The sequence below is a fragment of the Gillisella vitis genome (assembly GCF_021559775.1).
Taxonomy (GTDB): domain Bacteria; phylum Pseudomonadota; class Alphaproteobacteria; order Rhizobiales; family Rhizobiaceae; genus Allorhizobium; species Allorhizobium ampelinum.
On record NZ_CP056047.1, the window covers coordinates 2,643,594 to 2,663,795 of the forward strand.

General features: G+C 58.0%; 14 protein-coding genes. 6 read left to right on the forward strand and 8 right to left on the reverse strand.

Annotated elements, in window-relative coordinates:
* The first annotated feature begins 171 nt into the window (after positions 1–171).
* A complete protein-coding gene (locus AVCG78_RS12470) occupies positions 172–1,689 on the forward strand; it encodes an outer membrane beta-barrel protein (protein ID WP_174089706.1) in 1,518 nt (505 codons plus the stop codon).
* A 62-nt stretch (positions 1,690–1,751) separates the two neighbouring features.
* On the opposite strand, the gene galU is transcribed toward AVCG78_RS12470, so the two are convergent.
* Complete coding sequence (gene galU, locus AVCG78_RS12475; RefSeq protein ID WP_015917091.1) at positions 1,752–2,639, reverse strand: UTP--glucose-1-phosphate uridylyltransferase GalU; 888 nt, start codon at positions 2,637–2,639, stop codon at positions 1,752–1,754.
* A gap of 257 nt (positions 2,640–2,896) precedes the next feature.
* On the opposite strand from galU, the gene AVCG78_RS12480 reads away from it, so the two are divergent.
* Together AVCG78_RS12480 and AVCG78_RS12485 are read left to right on the forward strand one after the other, a co-directional pair.
* Complete coding sequence (locus tag AVCG78_RS12480) at positions 2,897–4,114, forward strand: lytic murein transglycosylase (RefSeq protein WP_071205801.1); 1,218 nt, start codon at positions 2,897–2,899, stop codon at positions 4,112–4,114.
* A gap of 45 nt (positions 4,115–4,159) precedes the next feature.
* Positions 4,160–5,383, forward strand: a complete 1,224-nt coding sequence (locus AVCG78_RS12485) for an SGNH/GDSL hydrolase family protein (protein WP_156612381.1) — start codon at positions 4,160–4,162, stop codon at positions 5,381–5,383.
* A gap of 386 nt (positions 5,384–5,769) precedes the next feature.
* Here the strand turns inward: AVCG78_RS12485 and AVCG78_RS12490 are convergent, their stop codons facing one another.
* From AVCG78_RS12490 to gltB, 6 genes are all read right to left on the reverse strand, one after another.
* Positions 5,770–7,704, reverse strand: a complete 1,935-nt coding sequence (locus AVCG78_RS12490) for a HAMP domain-containing methyl-accepting chemotaxis protein (RefSeq protein WP_015917094.1) — start codon at positions 7,702–7,704, stop codon at positions 5,770–5,772.
* Between the two features lie 355 nt (positions 7,705–8,059).
* The gene (locus AVCG78_RS12495) at positions 8,060–9,514 is read right to left on the reverse strand and encodes a glutamate synthase subunit beta (RefSeq protein WP_071203749.1); all 1,455 of its coding nucleotides are present in this window, start codon (positions 9,512–9,514) and stop codon (positions 8,060–8,062) included.
* An 11-nt stretch (positions 9,515–9,525) separates the two neighbouring features.
* Positions 9,526–9,684, reverse strand: a complete 159-nt coding sequence (locus tag AVCG78_RS12500) for a hypothetical protein (RefSeq protein ID WP_156583032.1) — start codon at positions 9,682–9,684, stop codon at positions 9,526–9,528.
* Between the two features lie 18 nt (positions 9,685–9,702).
* Positions 9,703–10,101 (reverse strand): type II toxin-antitoxin system VapC family toxin, encoded by a 399-nt coding sequence (locus AVCG78_RS12505; protein WP_015917096.1) that lies wholly within the window; start codon positions 10,099–10,101, stop codon positions 9,703–9,705.
* Positions 10,098–10,328 carry an antitoxin gene (locus tag AVCG78_RS12510; RefSeq protein WP_234617775.1) on the reverse strand — a complete coding sequence of 77 codons (231 nt, stop codon included), beginning with the start codon at positions 10,326–10,328 and terminating at the stop codon, positions 10,098–10,100. The genes AVCG78_RS12505 and AVCG78_RS12510 overlap by 4 nt, the downstream gene beginning before the upstream one ends.
* 96 nt (positions 10,329–10,424) lie before the next feature.
* A complete protein-coding gene (gene gltB / locus AVCG78_RS12515) occupies positions 10,425–15,146 on the reverse strand; it encodes a glutamate synthase large subunit (RefSeq protein ID WP_081363319.1) in 4,722 nt (1,573 codons plus the stop codon).
* Positions 15,147–15,858: 712 nt separating this feature from the next.
* Between gltB and AVCG78_RS12520 the strand changes: the two genes are divergently transcribed.
* Complete coding sequence (locus tag AVCG78_RS12520; RefSeq protein WP_071203752.1) at positions 15,859–16,905, forward strand: threonine aldolase family protein; 1,047 nt, start codon at positions 15,859–15,861, stop codon at positions 16,903–16,905.
* A gap of 86 nt (positions 16,906–16,991) precedes the next feature.
* Here AVCG78_RS12520 and AVCG78_RS12525 read toward each other — a convergent pair whose 3' ends face one another.
* On the reverse strand, positions 16,992–17,459 hold the full coding sequence (locus AVCG78_RS12525) for an Hsp20 family protein (RefSeq protein WP_015917100.1): 468 nt from the start codon (positions 17,457–17,459) through the stop codon (positions 16,992–16,994).
* 420 nt (positions 17,460–17,879) lie between these two features.
* Between AVCG78_RS12525 and AVCG78_RS12530 the strand changes: the two genes are divergently transcribed.
* Both AVCG78_RS12530 and AVCG78_RS12535 read left to right on the forward strand, forming a co-directional pair.
* Positions 17,880–18,887, forward strand: coding sequence for an alpha/beta fold hydrolase (locus AVCG78_RS12530; protein ID WP_041697078.1), 1,008 nt, complete (start codon positions 17,880–17,882; stop codon positions 18,885–18,887).
* A gap of 218 nt (positions 18,888–19,105) precedes the next feature.
* A complete protein-coding gene (locus AVCG78_RS12535) occupies positions 19,106–20,155 on the forward strand; it encodes a hypothetical protein (RefSeq protein WP_071203753.1) in 1,050 nt (349 codons plus the stop codon).
* Positions 20,156–20,202: the final 47 nt, after the last annotated feature.

The window sequence follows — 20,202 nt, forward strand, 5'->3', positions numbered from 1 at the left end:
CCTACAGACTGTAAGAAATGACGACTGGCGGGGCTATTTGCACGCTGGCAACGCCCGTTCATGGTTAATCGCAACGAATAATTAACCATGGGAATTTACCTTTCGGTAATGGCAGCATCGCCGCAAGACTTATCCAGAGTTACTTCAGAAGACAGACCCCAACAGGCCGCAATGACGGACAGCCAGACCTATCCCACTGATCGGCAGCACAGCGCGGGTTTTCACCCGATGGTTTCCGCTGGATTGCTGGCAGCATGTCTGGCCGCGGCTGGGGCTGGCCCTGCCCTCTCCCAGCAAATGACGTCGGGATCGACTGAGCAAAGCACGGGTCTTGCCACCCTGCGTGGCTCCACAACAAGCAGCGATGAGGCAGCGGCAACCACCGATACGACAGCGACAGGCGCTACCACGTCAACCGCCACAACCAAAGCCAAGTCGGATACCGAAGAAGACGTGCTGGATACTGACAGTTTCCGCCGGATCACCAATGATGCGCTGGACGCCAACCGCATCAACCTCAGGGAATCGCCGGTCGACGAACGGCGTCAACTACGCAAGACCGAGGATGACGGCACCGGCATTCATGTCGGCACGATGATTCTCAGACCGGAATTGTCGCAAGGCATCAGCACTGAGCGCAAAACGACCGGCAGCGACAAGCAGAACACCACCTATTGGGACAACGGGCTGAAGGGTACGCTGACCTCCGACTGGTCACGCCATCAATTGCTGATTACCGGCGATGGGCAATGGCGTCAGCGCATTGCCGGTGACCGCGACAGCGATCCTTCCGGTCGCGTCGATGCCGCATTGCGGCTGGATTTTGCCGATGACATGGCCGCCCGGCTGACGGCAGGCTATGGCTTCAGCCGCGAAAGCACCACCGACCCCAATGCCGTGCGCGATGCCACGGTCCAATCGGGCGTCAATCAGTTCAGCGCCGGCGCTGTGCTGGAACGGCAGGTTGGTCCCCTGAAAGGCTCGCTCGGGCTGGATTTCGAACGCTGGGTCTATACTGATGCCAAGCTTGCCGATGGCAGCATGCTGTCCAATTCCGACCGTAACCGCAATGCCGTCACATTGTCGTCGCGGTGGGGCTATGAAATCTCCCCGGCTCTGACGCCCTTTGTCGAGGTCTCCGCTGGCAAGACCCGCTACGACCAGACCGAGGATAGCGCAGGCTATCGTCGCTCCGGCAATATCTACGGTGCCAAGGCCGGGATCAGTTCGGACATGGGCGAAAAGCTGCGCGGCGAAATCGCGCTTGGCTATAAGCAGGCCAGTTTCGATGATGCGCGGCTGGACGATCTGGGCGCGATGACTGTTGACGGCAATGTCGCGTGGTCGCCCTTGCGCGGCACCAATGTCGATTTGGGTCTTGCCACCTCCATCGAACCGTCAACCACCGCAGGCGTCAGCGGCGATGTCGCCTATGCACTGACAGCGGCCGTCACCCATGAATTGCGCGACAACCTGATCGCCAAGCTTTCGGGCGGCACCACCTGGCGCAATTATCGCGGTGGGAACCAGAGCACCGGCATGTATTACACGGCGGGCGGCGGGCTGGTTTACAAGGTCAACCGCTGGCTGGATCTCACCGCCGATCTGACCTGGGAAAAATCCACCAGCGACAGCAGTTCTGACGACAAGACCCTGACGGCGGGCGTCGGCGTGAAACTCAGGCGTTAAACGAGAAAACGCCGCGCGTTGGACGCACGGCGTTTTAAGTTTCAGTCCGTTTGCAAAACCGCTTACTTCAAAGCGGCCAGCAACGCCTTCATCGGCTCTTCCACCAGACCGCGAAGGTCGGGACGCGACAGGGCGAAAGCGACATTGGCGAGAATGAACCCGTCCTTGGCACCCGTATCGAAGGTTTCACCCTTGAAGTGATAGCCGGCAAATTGCTGGATCTTGGCCAGTTTCAACATGCCGTCGGTCAACTGGATCTCGTTGCCCGCGCCGCGTTCCTGGGTTTCCAGAATCGAGAAGATTTCCGGCTGGAGGATATAGCGGCCATTGATGAAGAAGTTCGAGGGCGCCGTACCCTTGGCTGGCTTTTCCACCATTTCAGTGATTTTGAAGCCGCCATCCAGCGTCTCACCGACACCGACGATGCCGTATTTATGCGCCTGATCGGGCGCACATTCTTCAACGGCGAGGATATTGCCGCCAGCCTTGTTGTAGAGATCGACCATGCCCTTCATGCAGGCCGTCTCGCCGCGCATGATCATGTCGGGCAGCAGAACAGCGAAAGGCTCATCACCAACGATTTCGCGAGCGCTCCAGACTGCATGGCCGAGACCCAGCGGCTCCTGCTGGCGGGTGAAGCTGGTGGCGCCTGCCTTGGGCAGGATTTCGGACAGCAGCGTCAATTCTGCATTTTTGTTGCGCGATTTCAGCGTCTGTTCAAGCTCATACTGGATATCGAAATAATCTTCGATCACCCCTTTGCCGCGCCCGGTGACGAACACGAAATGCTCAATCCCGGCTTCCACGGCCTCATCCACCACATATTGGATGACTGGCTTATCGACAACAGTCAGCATTTCCTTCGGCACGGCCTTGGTGGCGGGCAGGAAACGAGTTCCAAGACCGGCAACCGGAAACACGGCTTTACGAATTTTTTTCAGTTGTCCCACACATCCCTCCTAGAGGATTTTTCACATATGCACGCAATCGCACAAACGCCGATTACTAAAGAATTGCAACGAAATTACAATTCTGTTTGCGATTTTGGTAAATTGGTAAAGAATTTGTTGAGACTATGGTCATAGACTGAACCAGACTGGCCATGCCTGCGCAATTCCAGCCAGGCATTGCCCCACTGCCACAACCAGGCGGTGTCGACCAGCATAGACAGATGAGACAACAGCCAGCTGAACGGACGAGAATGCCAATGACCAGAGAACGCGCCTCGCGCCATCTTCGCGCGCTTGCCTTTTCCCTCATGGCGAGCCTTGTGCCGCTGTCGGCCCATGCCGATGCCGGCTTTCAGAAATGGATCCGGGATTTCTATCCCACGGCTGCTGCTGCGGGCATCAGCGCACAAACCTATAACCGCGCCTTTGCCGGCATCAAGGATCCGGACCCCGATGTGCTGCGCAAGGCGGCCTATCAGCCGGAATTCAAATCGGAAATCTGGGATTACCTCGATAGCCGCGTCAATCCCTATACTGTGAAGATCGGCCGGGAAATGCTCGCCAAGCATGGCCGCACGCTGGCCTCTCTGGAAAAATATTTCGGTGTCGATCGCCATATTCTGCTGGCGATCTGGTCGATGGAAAGCAATTACGGCGCGGTTCTCGCCAAGGATGACCGGCTGCATTACGTGCCGCAGGCGCTGGCCACCCTTGGCTATGCCGATCCCAAGCGCGGCGGCTTTGCCCGCAAGCAGCTGATCGCCGCCTTGAAAATCCTGCAAAACGGCGATGTGAGCCCGAAGGAAATGACCGGCTCCTGGGCTGGCGCCATGGGCCACACACAATTCATCCCGACCAGCTACCTGCTGTATGCGGTCGATGCCGATGGCAATGGCCATAAGGATATCTGGAACTCCATTCCCGATGCGCTGGCGACCTCGGCCAATCTTCTGGCCAAGAACGGCTGGGATAGTGGACGGACCTGGGGTTATGAAGCCGTCGTGCCTGCGGGAGCTGGCAAATATGCGGGCAAGACGCTGACGCTGGCCCAGTGGCAGAAGCTGGGCTTCACCCGCCCAGGCGGCAAGGCTTTCCGCAATCCGGGCGAACGGGCGCAGTTGAAGCTGCTGGCCGGTGCCAATGGCCCGGGCTTCCTGATGACATCCAACTTCTTCACCATCAAGAAATACAATGCCGCCGATACCTATGCGCTGGCGGTCGGTCTTCTTGCCGACGAAATCGCTGGTTATGGTGGAATGCAACAGAAATGGCCACGGCCGGACGGCACGTTGGACATCAAGGAAAAGTTCGAGTTGCAGACCCGAATGAAGGCCCTTGGCTATTATAATGGCGAAGTGGACGGCAATTTCGGCTCTGGTTCGAAAGCGGCGATTTCCGCCATCCAGCAACGGTTGGGCATGCAGGGCGATGGCGAACCGTCAAAGCCGCTGCTGGAAATGCTCAGGCGGCATTGATAGGGAGCGATCGGCCATTGACGGGCCGCGACGGGAAAACTGCTCATGCCTGGTGAAGACAGAGACCGGATCGTGCGGCGCCATGTGATTTTTGCGCTTGCAATCGTCGTGGCTGCGACAAGCGTCGTTGGCCCGGCCCTGGCACAGGATTATCCCCGCCGCCGCACACTGCTCGACATGCTGTTCGGCAGCCGCACGGACGACAGCCGCTATGAACGGCAATATCCCGCCGCGCCGCGCCCGGCAGGGCCGCGCAGCCGCAAGAAACCTGCCGCCACCGCTCCCGCCACACCGGCACGGCCACGTCCCGTCCCGGTTTCAGCCCCGCCACAAGAGGCGGCTCCCGCCAAGATCAACAACGCTCAGAAAATCCTTGTTGTCGGCGATTTCTTCGCCAGCGCCATCGGCGACGGCTTGCAGCAGGCCTTTGCCGAAGCGCCCGGCACTGTCATCGAGACCCGCAGCAACGGCTCCTCCGGCCTGGTGCGCGACGATTATTTCGACTGGCGGCGGCAATTGCCGAAAATGCTGGAGGAGACGAAACCGGCTTTGGTGATCGTCGAGCTTGGCGCCAATGACCGCCAGCAGATGACACCGGGTAGCGGCGATCAGCGCTTTCCTTCCGAGGCCTGGTTTGCCGAATATCAAAAGCGGATCGACGCCATTGCCAAGCTGGTGACAGCAAAGAAGATCCCGCTGATCTGGGTCGGCCTGCCACCGGTTAAATCACCAGGCATGTCGGCAGACCTGATCAAGTTCAACACGCTCTACCGCAAGGCGGCGGAAGCGGCAGGCGGTGAATTTATCGACATCTGGGACGGTTTCGTTGATGCGGACGGCGGCTTCGTGCTGACTGGCTCCGACATCAACGGCCAGCAGGCCCGGTTGCGCGGCCCAGATGGCATCAGCATGACCGATGCCGGCAAGCGCAAGATGGCCTTCTACCTGGAAAAATCCGCCCGCAAATTCCTGGGTGACATGGCAAGCCCCGGCCTGGTGCGGCTCGATGCGACCAGCCTGCCCGACCTGACCGGGCCGGAAGAGCTTGGCGGCCCCGACCGTATTCCCCCCATGAAAATTTCCGATCCGGCACTGGATGGCGCAGATCACCTGTTGGGCGGCACTGAAAAACCCGCCCCCCAAACGCCCCCCTCGCCCCGCGACCTGCTGGTCTCGACCGGTATCATGCCGGAAGCGCCGAAAGGTCGGGTTGACGATTACCGGCTGGCGTCTCCGTCAAATATAAATTTGGTCGTGCCGAAACAATAATGCGAGCGTCTGTCAGGTTTAGATGGAACCTGACAGACTCTAAGACAAACCCTTATAGTCCGTCCAATAATCGCCGCTGGCAGTCTGCAAATGGCAATTTCTGCGCTTGCCTGCTTCATTCGCGTTTCCAAACGGAAAACCGGTTCCCACTTTTCGGTCCGATGCTCTAAGTACGCTCAGCTCCGTTTCTCGAAATCACCATTTTCGCCAGGCCAGCAGCAATTCTTGAACAGACTGTTCGTCCTCTTCGAAAACCAAAGGCCGTTTCACAAGGGCTGACGTAAGACGTATCGAACTATCCAAAATGGTACCGGCCAAACACCGTGTCACGCGCCCAGCGGTTCGTTCCAGGAAGACGGGACGTCCGTCTCCTGGAAAGGTTATCGTCAAAAATCCTGCCAATCCTTCTCTTTTACGGCAGCCGATCCATGAAAGGCGCCCCTGAGCTTTTCCGTCAATTTCCGGGCAGGCGACGGTGCGGGGCGAGACGCGGAAACGTCATTCGTCTGCTCGAACGCAACAACCTTGCCATGATCTTCCAGCTTGAAGCGCGACAGCAGGTCGCTCAACGTTGCTGCCTCTTTGGCAAGGCTGTGGCTTGCCGCCGTTGTCTGCTCCACCATGGCAGCATTCTGCTGCGTACCCTGATCCATGGTATTGACTGCCGTATTGATCTCCTGAAGTCCGACCGATTGCTCGCGTGCGGCCTCGACAATCGCTGTGACATGCCGGTTGATTTCCTGGACCTCACCGACAATGGTTTCGAGCGAAGAGCCGGTTTCAGCCACCAGTTGCACCCCGGCCTGCACCTGCTGGCCTGAAGACACGATCAGGCCCTTGATGTCCTTTGCCGCATTGGCGGAGCGTTGCGCCAGTTCGCGCACCTCTTGCGCCACAACGGCAAAACCCTTGCCAGCTTCCCCCGCGCGGGCGGCTTCGACACCGGCATTCAGCGCCAGAAGATTGGTCTGAAAAGCGATCTCATCGATAACACCAATGATATTGCTGATTTCGCCAGAGGATCTTTCGATCTCCTGCATGGCGGCAACCGCCTTGCGCACAACATCGCCGGAGCGTTCCGCACCATCGCGTGTTTTGGACACCAGAATGCCAGCTTCTTCGGCGCGTCGGGTCGAGTCCTTGACCGTCGTGGTAATCTGCTCAAGCGCTGCTGCCGTTTCTTCCACGGAAGCCGCCTGCTGTTCCGTCCGATGCGAAAGATCGTCAGCGGCAGAGCGGATTTCATTAGCGCCTGCATCTATGCCACGCGCATTCTGCCTGACGGTCACCAGCGCCTGCTGCAACTTCTGGACAGAGCTGTTGAAATTCGACCGCAAGCCATCAAGGCCAGCCACGAATGGCACGGCAATACGGTAGCTGACATCCCCATCAGCCAGGCGCGTCAGACCCTCTGCCAGAGCATCCACAGCAAATTTGGTGTCGGCGGCATCCTTGGCTCGTTGCGCGTCGCGCTCGGCGCGTTCCTTTTCCGACAAGCCACGGCTGGCCTCGGCCTCGGCTTCAAGACGCTCACGGTCCAGCGCATTGTCTCGGAACACCGCCACGGCGGCGGCCATCTGCCCGAGTTCATCGCCGCGTCCGGCGCCATCGATTTCCGCGCGCGTTTCGCCCTTGGCAAGAGCAATCATACGCAGCCGCAACCGTTCGATCGGTCGGGTAATACCATGGGAGATGATCCACAAAGCGGCAAAAATCGCCAGGATGAACGCCACAAACAGGCCGCCAAGCGTGGCAATAATTGTATTGCGCGTCTCATTCGAGATCAACGTACTTTTATCAGACAGTTCTTTTGCACCATCGACCACCCATCGGCGGGTCTCGTCAGCTGTCTCGGCGATCAGCTTGTCTGCCTGCCTTAATTCGTCGCGGGCTTCGGTATCTTGTTTTTTAGCATCCAGGTCAATGACTTTGGATGTTATCGTGATGATCGCCTCATACCGTGTACGAATTGCAGCGAGCCGGTCGGCCTTCGCAGGATCAAGGGCGATTGCCTCATCGATCATGGCGATAATGCGCTTAACGCTCTCATCATAGTCCTTTTTCGCCCTGACGATTTCCGGACTTGAATCGTCATAAACCAAGATTTGGTAGGCGTCATAGCCGAGTGCCATCAGCCTCTGGCTTGAACGCGCCACCATCATCAGCGAGCCTGCGTCCTGATCAATAAAAGCGGAATATTCCTTATCAACCGCATTCAAGCCTTGCGACAGCATGACAGAAGCGCCAATGCCCAACGCACAGATTGAAACCACAACAGACAAAATCTTCGTTTTAATTTTCAGATTGTCGAGAAATGACATTTGGGATCTCGTGTCGGCAGGAATCCAAACATCTGGATAGGCTGCTACAGGAAAAGCGTCTCGTCATGAGAGCTACAATAGGTTGTATCCATGATTTAAAAGGCATTAATTTATCAAAGGTAAATATGTGAAAACAAACCTAAAACTGAGGTCAAAATATGAGTTTTCCCATTGATATTACTGGGAAAATTATAGGATTTTACGCAAGGAAAGACATAGATATTTCTGAATAAAATAAAACTCTTAAGTTGTGCCCTATCCCCATCAATTGACGATAGACCTTGCGTGCCCTGCCCCATAGCCAACAAAAAAAGGGGGCTGAAAGCCCCCTTATAGAGATCCGAACCGGCTAAACTCAGCGCGGAAGAACTGTGACACCCATCAGCGCTTCATCGATGGCACGGGCTGCCTGCCGACCTTCGCGGATCGCCCAGACCACCAGTGACTGGCCACGGCGCACGTCGCCAGCTGCCCAGAATTTATCGACGGAGGTGCGGTAGTCCTTGTCATTGGCGATGACGTTGGTCGAGCCGCGCCGGTCGGTATTGAGGTCCAGCTTGCCGTCCAACTCCTTGACGACGCTGTCGGTGAAGGGGCCGGAAAAGCCGATGGCGATGAAGGCGAGATCGGCCTTGATGATGAATTCCGAACCAGCGATCGGCTGGCGACGGTCATCCACCTGGCAGCATTTGACACCGGTCAGCATGCCATCTTCGCCAACGAATCCGAGCGTTCCCACCTGGAACTCGCGCACAGCGCCTTCGGCCTGGCTGGAGGAGGTGCGCATCTTGGTGGCCCAAAACGGCCAGACGGCCAGCTTGTCTTCGGTCTGCGGCGGACGCGGACGGATGTCGAGCTGGGTAACCTTCACAGCGCCCTGGCGGAAAGCCGTGCCGACGCAGTCAGACGCGGTATCACCGCCACCGACCACCACGACATGCTTGCCACCGGCGATGATCGGCTCGGACGGCCAGCCGATGCTGTCGATGTTTTCACGGCCCACCCGGCGGTTCTGCTGAACCAGATAGGGCATGGCATCATAGACGCCGTGCAGGTCGACGCCGGGAATGCCGGCTTCGCGTGGGGTTTCCGAGCCGCCGCAATAGAGGACAGCATCGTAATCGGCCAACAGCTTTTCCACCGTTACATCGACACCGACATTGACGCCGCAATGGAAGGTGACGCCTTCGCCCTTCATCTGCTCGACGCGGCGGTCGATGAAGTTCTTCTCCATCTTGAAATCGGGAATGCCGTAGCGCAGCAGACCGCCCGGCTTGGTTTCGCGCTCATAGACATGCACGTCATGCCCGGCGCGGCCAAGCTGCTGGGCAGCGGCCATGCCTGACGGGCCAGACCCAATGATCGCCACCTTCTTGCCGGTATGGATCGTGGCCGGTTGCGGCACGATGAAGCCCAGCTCATAGGCCTTGTCGGCGATTGCCTGCTCAACGGTCTTGATCGATACCGGCGCATCCTCCAGGTTCAGCGTGCAGGCTTCCTCGCAGGGCGCCGGGCAAACCCGCCCGGTAAATTCAGGGAAGTTGTTGGTGGAATGCAGGTTGCGGATCGCCTCTTCCCACTTGCCGTTATAAACCAGATCGTTCCAGTCGGGGATCTGGTTATGCACCGGACAGCCGGTCGGGCCGTGGCAATAGGGAATGCCGCAGTCCATGCAGCGCGCCGCCTGCTTCTGTACTTCCGGTTCCGACATCGGAATGGTGAATTCGCGGAAATGCCGGATGCGGTCGGAGGCCGGCTGATACTTCGCCACCTGCCGGTCGATTTCCATGAAACCTGTAACCTTGCCCATGTCTTACCCTTTCAAAACGGCAGGCCCAGAGGCCCCCAATACCAGTAGGCGAGGCCGATGATCGCCCCCAGCACAATGAACTCCAGTCCAATCGAACCGTTGACCAGATAGCCAACGGTCGGAACCGCTAATCCGAGCATGATGGAAACGAAGACGTGCATCTTGCGCATTCTGCTTCCTCTCCACCGCTATCGCAGCCAATTCTCGATCTTCAATCCCGGAACCCGGGAAAATTCTCTTTCATTATCCGTCACAAGCACAGCATCCAAGGCGAGGGCATGTGCCGCAATCAGCATATCCATATCGCCTATCGGTTGCCCACGGCGGCTCAGACTGTCCCTGAGCGCAGCATAGTGAACATCGGCCGGCGCCTCCCAAGGCATAACCTCGAATTCGGACAAAACTGTCTCGATGAGCCGGACCAAACGCTCTGAGCCCTTCTTGGCTGCCCCGTATCTCAGTTCGGCCGCCACGATCAGGCTCGTTCTCAATTCACCCTCTTTAAGCGCAGCGACCTTTTTCGCGGTTTTGCCATCTGGATTTCGGATGAATTCCGAAATCGCGTTGGTATCGAACAGGTAACTCATTCGGGAAGATCCAGATCAATCTCCTGAAGAGGCTGATCATCTATCTCAGGAAAGTCTTGGCCGAGCGGTTCCGCTTGCCGAAGCCACTCTATCAACCCGCCTGGTGAGCGCTTCTGGCGAGCGGATTGAATGGTGATTACGCCATCCGCCTCCTGTCGGATGACGACTTCATCTCCGGAGAGATCGAAGTCGCTTGGTATCCGCACAGCACGACTTCTCCCGTTCATGAATATCTTTGCCCTACGCTCCTTTGATATCGGAAACATGGCCACCTCCATCTTGTGATATGACAATGTCATATCACAAAACTGCTAAACATAAAACTATTCGGCGGCAACGCCCATGCGCATCCGTTCCATTTCCTCCAGCGCCCGGCGATATTCGACCGGCATCACCTTGCGGAATTTCGGACGGTAATCGGCCCAGTTGTCGAGGATCTGCTTGGCGCGGTTCGAGCCGGTATAATGCAGATGGTTGGAGATCAGCTGATAGAGCCGCTCCTCGTCATGGCGGGTCATGTCTTCCGACACGTCCACCAGCCCCTTATGCATCAAGTCGCCGCCGTGGTGATGCAGCTTTTCCAGCATGTCATCTTCTTCCGGCACCGGTTCCAGCTCCACCATCGCCATGTTGCAGCGCTTGGCGAAATCGCCCTTTTCATCAAGGACGTAAGCCACACCGCCGGACATGCCGGCTGCAAAGTTACGGCCGGTTTCGCCCAGCACCACAACCACGCCGCCCGTCATGTATTCGCAGCCGTGATCGCCGACGCCTTCAACAACCGCAATGGCGCCGGAATTGCGCACCGCGAACCGTTCGCCCGCCACGCCGCGGAAATAGCATTCCCCGGCAATGGCACCGTAAAGCACGGTATTGCCGACAATGATCGAATGTTCGGCGGCGATCCTCGAGTTTTCCGGCGGACGCACGATGATCCGGCCACCAGACAGCCCTTTGCCGACATAGTCATTGCCGTCACCCACCAGATCGAAGGTGATGCCGCGCGACAGAAACGCTCCGAAGGACTGGCCTGCCGTGCCGTTCAGCGTCACATGAACAGTGTCATCCTTGAGGCCCTTGTGGCCCCAGCGCTTGGCAAGCTCGCCCGACAGCATGGCACCGGCTGAGCGATCCACATTCTTGATATCGACCTCGAACACCACAGGCTGTTTGCTTTCCAGCGCGGGCATCGACTTTTCGATCAACCGACGATCCAGCACATCGTCGATGGGATGCTGCTGACGCTCCGTCCAGTAGGTGGCTTCCTTGGGCGCTTCGACCTTGTGGAAGATCTTCGAGAAGTCGAGACCCTCGGCCTTCCAATGGGCCAGCATGTCATTCTTTTCCAGAAGTTCCGAGGCGCCGATAATGTCATCCAGCTTGGCAAAGCCCAGCGAGGCGAGGATTTCGCGCACTTCTTCCGCGACAAAGAAGAAGTAGTTGATGACATGCTCCGGCGTACCCTTGAAGCGCTTGCGCAGAACCGGGTCCTGGGTGGCAACGCCAACCGGGCAGGTGTTGAGATGGCACTTGCGCATCATGATGCAGCCTGCGGCAATCAGCGGTGCGGTGGCAAAACCGAATTCGTCAGCGCCAAGCAATGCGCCAATAATGACGTCACGACCGGTCTTCAGACCACCATCAACCTGCAAAGCAACGCGCGAGCGAAGACCGTTCATGACCAATGTCTGCTGGGTTTCGGCCAGACCGATTTCCCAAGGGCTGCCCGCGTGCTTCAGCGAGGTCAAGGGCGAGGCACCCGTGCCGCCATCAAAGCCGGACACGGTGATATGATCGGCGCGGGCCTTGGCAACGCCTGCGGCCACCGTGCCGACGCCGACTTCCGATACCAGCTTGACCGAAACATCGGCTGCCGGGTTGACGTTCTTCAGATCGTAGATCAGCTGCGCCAGATCTTCGATGGAGTAGATGTCGTGATGCGGCGGCGGGGAAATCAGGCCGACGCCCGGTGTGGAATGGCGGGTCTTGGCAACCGTCGCATCCACCTTGTGGCCGGGCAATTGTCCGCCCTCGCCGGGCTTGGCACCCTGCGCCACCTTGATTTGCAGCATATCGGCATTGACGAGATATTCGGTGGTCACGCCGAACCGGCCAGAGGCGATCTGCTTAATGGCGGACCGTTCCGGGTTGGGCGAACCGTTGAACAGAGGCAGGTAGCGGTCGCTCTCTTCGCCGCCTTCACCGGTGTTGGACTTGCCGCCGATCCGGTTCATGGCGATGGCCAGCGTCGTATGCGCTTCGCGGCTGATCGAGCCGAATGACATAGCACCCGTGGAGAAGCGCTTGACGATGTCAGCCGCCGGCTCGACCTCATCGACCGAAATCGGCTGGCGTCCCTGATCGGCAGCCTTCTTGATCTTGAACAGACCGCGAATGCTGTTCATCCGCAGAGCGCTTTCATTGACCATGGCCGCGAATTCGCGGTAGCGCTCCTGCGAATTGCCACGCACGGCATGTTGCAGCGAGGCAATCGAATCCGGGCTCCAGGCATGGTTTTCACCGCGCAGGCGGTAGGCATATTCGCCGCCGATATCCAGCGAGGTCGCCAGAATCGGGTCCTTGCCGAAGGCGGAATGATGGCGCGCCACCGTTTCCTGGGCAATCTCGGCCAGGCCAATGCCTTCAATGTTGGAGGCTGTGCCGAAGAAATACTGATCGATCAGCTGCGAATTCAGCCCGATGGCATCGAAAATCTGCGCGCCGCAATAAGACTGGTAAGTGGAAATGCCCATCTTGGACATGACCTTGAGAATGCCCTTACCAACCGCCTTGATATAGCGATAGACCACTTCGCTGGCATCGACTTCCCTGGGGAATTCGCCATGCTTGTGCATGTCCAGTAGCGTGTCGAAGGCCAGATATGGGTTGATGGCTTCCGCGCCATAGCCCGCCAGACAGCAGAAATGATGCACTTCGCGCGGTTCGCCGGTCTCGACGACCAGGCCGACCGAAGTGCGCAAGCCCTTGCGGATCAGGTGATGATGCACGGCGGCCGTGGCCAGCAGCGCCGGAATTGCGATGCGATCCGGGCCGATTTGCCGGTCCGACAGTACGATGATGTTATAGCCGCCACGCACCGCAGCTTCGGCCCGTTCGCAGAGCCGGTCGAGCATTTCAGGCATACCTTCGGCGCCACGCTCCACATCATAGGTGAAGTCGAGCGTCTTGGTGTCGAAGCGGTCCTCGGTATGACCGATGGAGCGGATCTTTTCGAGATCGCCATTGGTCAGGATCGGCTGGCGCACTTCCAGCCGCTTGGCGCGGGCCGCCCCTTCATGGTCGAGAATGTTCGGGCGCGGGCCGATGAAGGACACCAGGCTCATCACCAGCTCCTCGCGGATCGGATCGATCGGCGGGTTGGTGACCTGGGCGAAGTTCTGCTTGAAATAGGTATAAAGCAGCTTCGACTTCGACGACATGGCCGAAATTGGTGTATCCGTCCCCATCGAGCCGATGGCTTCCTGGCCGGTGGTCGCCATTGGCGACATCAGGATGCGGGTATCTTCAAGCGTGTAGCCGAAGGCCTGCTGACGGTCGAGCAGCGACACATCGCGGCGCAGCGCTCGTGGCTCAACCGGCTTCAGATCCTCGAGGATCAACTGGGTACGATCCAGCCAATCCCGGTAGGGAAGGCTGCCAGCCAGATCCGACTTCACTTCCTCATCGGAAACGATCCGGCCCTTTTCCATGTCGATCAGCAGCATCTTGCCCGGCTGCAAGCGCCACTTCTTGACGATCTTCTCTTCCGGCACCGGCAGCGTGCCAGCCTCCGACGCCATGATGATCCGGTCGTCGTCCGTTACCAGGTAGCGGGCCGGACGCAGACCGTTGCGGTCCAGCGTCGCGCCGATCTGGCGGCCATCCGTGAAGGCCACGGCAGCAGGGCCGTCCCATGGCTCCATCAATGCAGCATGATATTCGTAAAACGCCTTGCGCTCCTTGCTCATCAGCTGATTGCCAGCCCAGGCTTCCGGGATCAGCATCATCACCGCATGCGCCATGGAATAGCCGCCACGGATCAGGAATTCGAGCGCATTGTCGAAACAGGCGGTATCCGACTGGCCCTCATAGGAAATCGGCCAGAGCTTGGAAATGTCGTCCCCGAACAGCGGCGAGGAGACCGATGCCTGACGGGCCGCCATCCAGTTGACATTGCCGCGCAGCGTGTTGATTTCGCCGTTATGGGCGACCATCCGGTAAGGATGCGCCAGCTTCCACGACGGGAATGTGTTGGTGGAAAAGCGCTGATGCACGAGGGCCACAGCCGATTCGAAGCGCGGATCGGCGAGATCCTTATAATAAGCAGCCACCTGATAGGCGAGGAACATGCCCTTATAGACGATGGTCGAAGACGACAGCGACACCGGATAGAAGCCGGTTTCCTGGCCGCCAAACTCGTCATAAATCCGGTTGGAAATCACCTTGCGCAGCAAGAACAGGCGACGTTCAAAAGCATCCTGCGTGGCAGCATCGCGGCCAGCACCAATGAACACCTGAATCTGGCGCGGCTCAGTTGCGGCAATGTCAGGGGCCTTGGACAGCGAGGAATTATCGACCGGCACGTCGCGGTAGCCAAGCAGGTGCTGGCCCTCGGTCAGACAGACATCGGTGATCACCTTCTTGAAATGGGCGATCTGCTCTTCATCGGCGGGGAAGAAGAAGTGGCCAACAGCATATTCGCCAGCCTTGGGCAGAATAACACCCTGGGCAGCCATTTCCTCGCGGAAAAACCGGTCCGGGATCTGCACCAGAATGCCAGCGCCGTCGCCCATCAGCGGATCGGCGCCAACCGCGCCGCGATGGGTGAGGTTTTCAAGAATGAACAGACCGTCGCGGACGATCTGGTGGGACTTCTCACCCTTCATATGGGCGATGAAGCCGACGCCGCAGGCATCATGCTCGTTGCGCGGATCGTAGAGGCCCTGCTTTTGTGGAAGACCATAACGCTTTAGCGTACCGGCACCGGCTGTCGCCTGCGTCGCATCGGCCGCCACGATTGCTTCGGATGGCATCATCTGCGTCATCGTTTTCCCTCCAGTTGAGCCGTCCGGTCGAAACTATCCGATCCGGCACACAGCTATTTGACAAAATCGAATACCGACGGGGGCTTATCGCTGCCCGAACCCGGGGCTGATCTTCAGGGCGCCCCGCTTGCCATGTGCAAAACAGGTCACAAACCTGACCTTTCTGCACAGCTTCTCTCGACCGCTGCAAAAGCAGATATCCCGGTGAGTATAGCGCAAGAGAGCCAGGACGAAAGGCCTAGAAAACCAAAACCTGCCACTCGATTTCCGAAAATATGTCAGTTTCATTGACCTATTTCTGCAAACTATATGGCAGAAACAAATCGGCTTCGCAAGCCATCGGCTCAAAAAGCCGGGCGATGACGCGACAGAATCTGTCTTTTTTAGCGATCTGCCGCATGATTCTTTCGTCCGTTGAGGTGTTTGCGCAGGAAACCAATCAGGAGCGCCGAATGCGAGGACAATCGCACGGGTGATAATCGGTCCGGCCCCCGACGGCTGATCGGACCGGATTGAACACAGCGGCAAAATCGTTAGGGTCTCTTTATATCAAGTCTCGAAGATGCTCACGCATCCTCGCCTTGACAGCATTGCAAATATCTCAAATGCAGCAGACGCTTGAGATATTTGCAAAGGGAGTGCCAAAAGTCATGTTCAATGACACTTGGTACTACGCCCATGGACAAGCATTACAGCCAATCAGGAAGCCATCATGTTCTTTGCATCCGATAATTGGGCCGGAGCCCATCCCGCCATTGCCGAAAGCCTGATGAAGGAAGCGGCGGGCTATGCCAGCGCCTATGGCACCAGCGATCTCGACCGGCGCGTCGAAGCGCATTTCAACGAGATTTTCGAGCGTGAGGTCTCGGTATTCTTCGTTGGCACCGGCACGGCGGCCAATTCGCTGGCGCTGGCCAGTGTGGCGCGAGCCGGTGGCGTCACCTTCTGCCATTTCGATGCACATGTGAATGCCGATGAAGGTGGCGCGCCGGAATATCTGGCAAATGCCAGCCGGCTCTATCCGGTCGAAGGCCGCGACGGCAAGATGAGCGCGGCAGCCCTGCACACCGCCGTTTCGCGCTTTGACACGCCTTCCGTCCATCAGGGCCGGCCCATGGCAGTAACGATCACCCAGGCCACCGAAGCCGGCACCATCTATACACTGGACGAGATCGCCGCGATCAGCGCCATTGCCCGCGACAAATCCCTGCCGCTGCACATGGACGGTGCCCGTTTTGCCAATGCGCTGGTGGCGCTGGATGCCACGCCCGCCGAAATGACCTGGAAGCGCGGCGTCGACATTCTCTCCTTCGGCGGCACCAAGAATGGCTGCTGGTGCGTGGAAGCCATCGTGTTCTTCAACCCCGACATGGCCGAGGAAATGCCCTATATCCGTAAACGATCAGCGCAGCTGTTTTCCAAGACCCGCTTCGTTTCCGCCCAGCTGGAAGCCTATTTCAAGGATGATCTGTGGCTGGATCTGGCCCGCCACGCCAATGCCATGGCTGAGCGGATGCGCGCCGGTCTCAGCAAAAACAACAAGGCCCGTCTGGCCTGGCAAACTGAAAGCAATGAAGTCTTCGCTGTTATCGGCAAGGATGCCGCCAGGCAGGCCGAGGCCCGCGGCGCGAAATTCTACGAATGGCTGGCACCCCGCGATGAGCCCGGATTGGTCGGTCAGGACAATGTGTTGATCCGGCTGGTAACAAGCTTTGCCACGACAGAGCAGGATGTCGATCAGTTTCTCGACATTCTCTAAGCATTTCAAGACTGACAGCTGCGAGAACACCCCAAACGCAAAAGGGCGGCCCCAAGCCGCCCTTCTTCATGTCTTCCAGACCCGGATCAGACGACGCGAGACTCAATCGCCTTGGGCGCCTCGACCGGTTCGCTGGCAATGGCGATGCGGCGCGGCTTCATGGCTTCGGGAATATTGCGCAGCAGATCGATATGCAGCAGGCCGTTCTTCAGCGAGGCATTGGTCACCTCGACATGGTCGGCAAGCTGGAAACGACGCTCGAACCCGCGCTTGGCAATGCCGCGATACAGAAACTCGGTCTGTTCGGCCTGGTCTTCCTGGGCTTTCTCACCCTTGACCGCCAGCACATGCGCATGGGCCTCGATGCTGAGTTCGGTTTCATCGAAGCCGGCAACGGCCATGGTGATCCGGTAGGTATTGTCGCCCGTCCGCTCGATATTATAGGGCGGATAGCTCTGGGCCTGATCCGGCTGACCCAGGCTGTCCAACATGGTGAACAGGCGGTCGAAGCCGACGGTGGAGCGATAGAGCGGGGAAAAATCAACGTGACGCATAGATGTCCTCCTGAGAAGCGACGGTTGCGATAATGACGAAGGCAGATACCCCTGATGTGGCGGTGTCTGCCTGATGATGCAGGCCCTTCCGGCGCCTGCGATAAAGAGATGGGAAAGGCGATTTGCGAGTTCAAGACCCCTCGACATGCACGCACCGTGATGGCCGATTTTTTGTGGCTGAATTTTTGATGAATGACGGGTTTGGCATCGGTTCACCTTGGCCGCACTAGCGTCCCCCTATCAGGAGTGATCCTGGTGACTGAAGAATATCGTCCCTGCGTCTTCAGTGCCTGTTGCCGCCCATTTGTCTTGAAGCCCAATCGTCTTGAAGCAATGGGCGGCTTTTTTCCTTGACCCGATTTCGGTCCGCGCAAATATGCGGTATGAACACCCGACGATTGTGCTTGGAAAGGCAAGGCCATGGATAGCGTGCTTCATGCCGTGGACGGCAATCCCATTCCCGACAATCATCACGCCGGCTTCTTCACCAGTTACGACGGCCTTCGCCTGCGCTATGCGATCTTCAAGAGCGATATCAGCCCGGCCAAAGGCACGGTCGTGCTGGTGCATGGCCGCAGCGAATCCATCGAGAAATATTTTGAAACCATCCGCGACCTGACAGCAGCGGGCCTTTGGGTCGCTACCTTCGACCTGCGCGGCCAAGGCCTGTCCGACTGGACACTTCTGCAAAAGTCCTCAAAACCCAGAGGGGATAAGGAGAAACGCTGGGGCCATGTCCAGCGCTTTTCCGATTATGAGCGGGATCTGGAGCAGTTCCTGGAACAGGTCGTGCTGCCGGATTGTCGCCTGCCATTCTCGATGATCGCCCATTCCACCGGTGGATTGATCGCCCTTGCCGCAGCACCACGGCTGTCCGGGCGCATTTCGCGACTGGTCCTGTCGGCCCCCTTTGTCGGCCTGCATGGCGAAGCCCTTTCGGCGGCAAAGGTGTTTGCGCTGGCGCGGCTGGCATCAACGCTCGGGCTTGGCAACAGGCCTTTGTCATCAGCCAGCAAGCCGCACACCTTCGCCACCAATGTCCTGACCTCGGATGCCGCCCGCTTCGACCGCAATATGGCGATTTTTGCCGCCGTGCCGGAGTTGTCGATCAGTGCGCCTTCGGCCCGCTGGCTGCATGAATGTGCAAAAGCCATCCGGCGGGTCAACGATCCCGCCCATCTGACGGGGATCACCATTCCCACCCTGTTGCTCGCCCCGATGCTGGACGGCGTCGTGCCCTTTAGCGCGCAGGAACACCTGGCCCGGCATTTCCGCGCCGCGCAATTGCTGTCCATTCCCGGCGCCCGCCATGAGGTTTTACAGGAGCAAGACCGCTACCGCGAACAGGCGCTTGCCGCCATCCATGCCTTCATTCCCGGCAGCGATCCGATGCAGATCGAAGGCGAGGCAGAACTCGTCGGTCTTTGACACAGCCCCTCCGCCCCTGGGCCTCCCTCAACCATCGCCGATAATCCCACGCGGCTTCCAAAGCCTTCTCCTGGCATTGCTTAAGACATTTTTATCGCTGGCGACCGATCCGAATTGACAGAATTCAGAACATCAATAATGTACATATTCGTATTGTTTAGCGAGAATGGGCGCGGACCGTCAGCGCCCGCTTTGCTTTTTCTGGGAGGAGAAAGATTATGAATGCGCCTAAGAAATGGATCCAGAACGAAATCCAATCTCTGGATCCGGAGAAGGACTATGTGCGGATCTGGCGGCTGTCGAGCAGCTATGGCCTCAACGACTTCATGCAGAATTTCATCTATGCACTGACCTTTCCGAATTTCGTCGTGTCGGAATGGGGTGCGCAGGTGGTGTGGCGCGAGGATGGCGGCAAGGTGGTGGATCGCTCTACCAGCCGTGTCGAGCAGACCGGCAGCGCCAATGCCCTGTGGTGGTTCTATGGCCCGCATGATGAGCGGACCAAGAAATCGGTCGAGGGCATTAACAACCTGCATGCCTATTGGGCAAAGCAATATCCGGGTGCGTTTTCCTACAATGAAGATTACATCTACACATGCGCCTTCACAGCGGTAACCATGCATCGCCTGCGCTTGCGCATGGGGCTGCCAGGGTTTTCGGAAAAGGAACAGATCGCCGCCCATCGGTTCTGGCTGGAAATGTCCAAGCTGTTCGTTGCCGAGAACAATCAGCCGCTGCATGGCTATCCCGAGGATTTCGCGGGGCTGATCACCTATTGCGAGACGATAGAAAAGATGGACAGGCCCAAGCCCGAGCGCGGCAACCTGATCACGACAGCGATTCACGAACAATTCGTCTTCCGCTTTTTCCCCAAGGAAATGCATTGGCTCGGGCACCAACTCATCCGATCCCTGTCGCTGCCCACGACCCTTGAGACCATGCAGATCGAACCTGCCTATCCCATGGCGCAGGAGGTTCTACCCAAATTGATGGGCCTGATTTTCTGGTATCTGGAAACCCAACTGGACGATCCGACGGAAAGCTATATCGAATCACGCGACAAGCTGAGCAAGGATGAAAAGGCAGACATCAAAGCCGGCATCCGAGCCCTCGATAAGGCGTTTCCAGAGCATTACGTTTCGCTCTACAAGGATGATCCGAAATTTGCCGGATGTCCGTTTCATGCCAGCCTAAAGATGTCCGAGCAGCAGGGCGACGTTCCCAACGAAATCCAAGCCATCGAAAGCAAAGTCGCAGTGCTTGGCTAAACACAACGACCCAATAGAGTGCTACCGGTGGCCATGGAAATTCATGG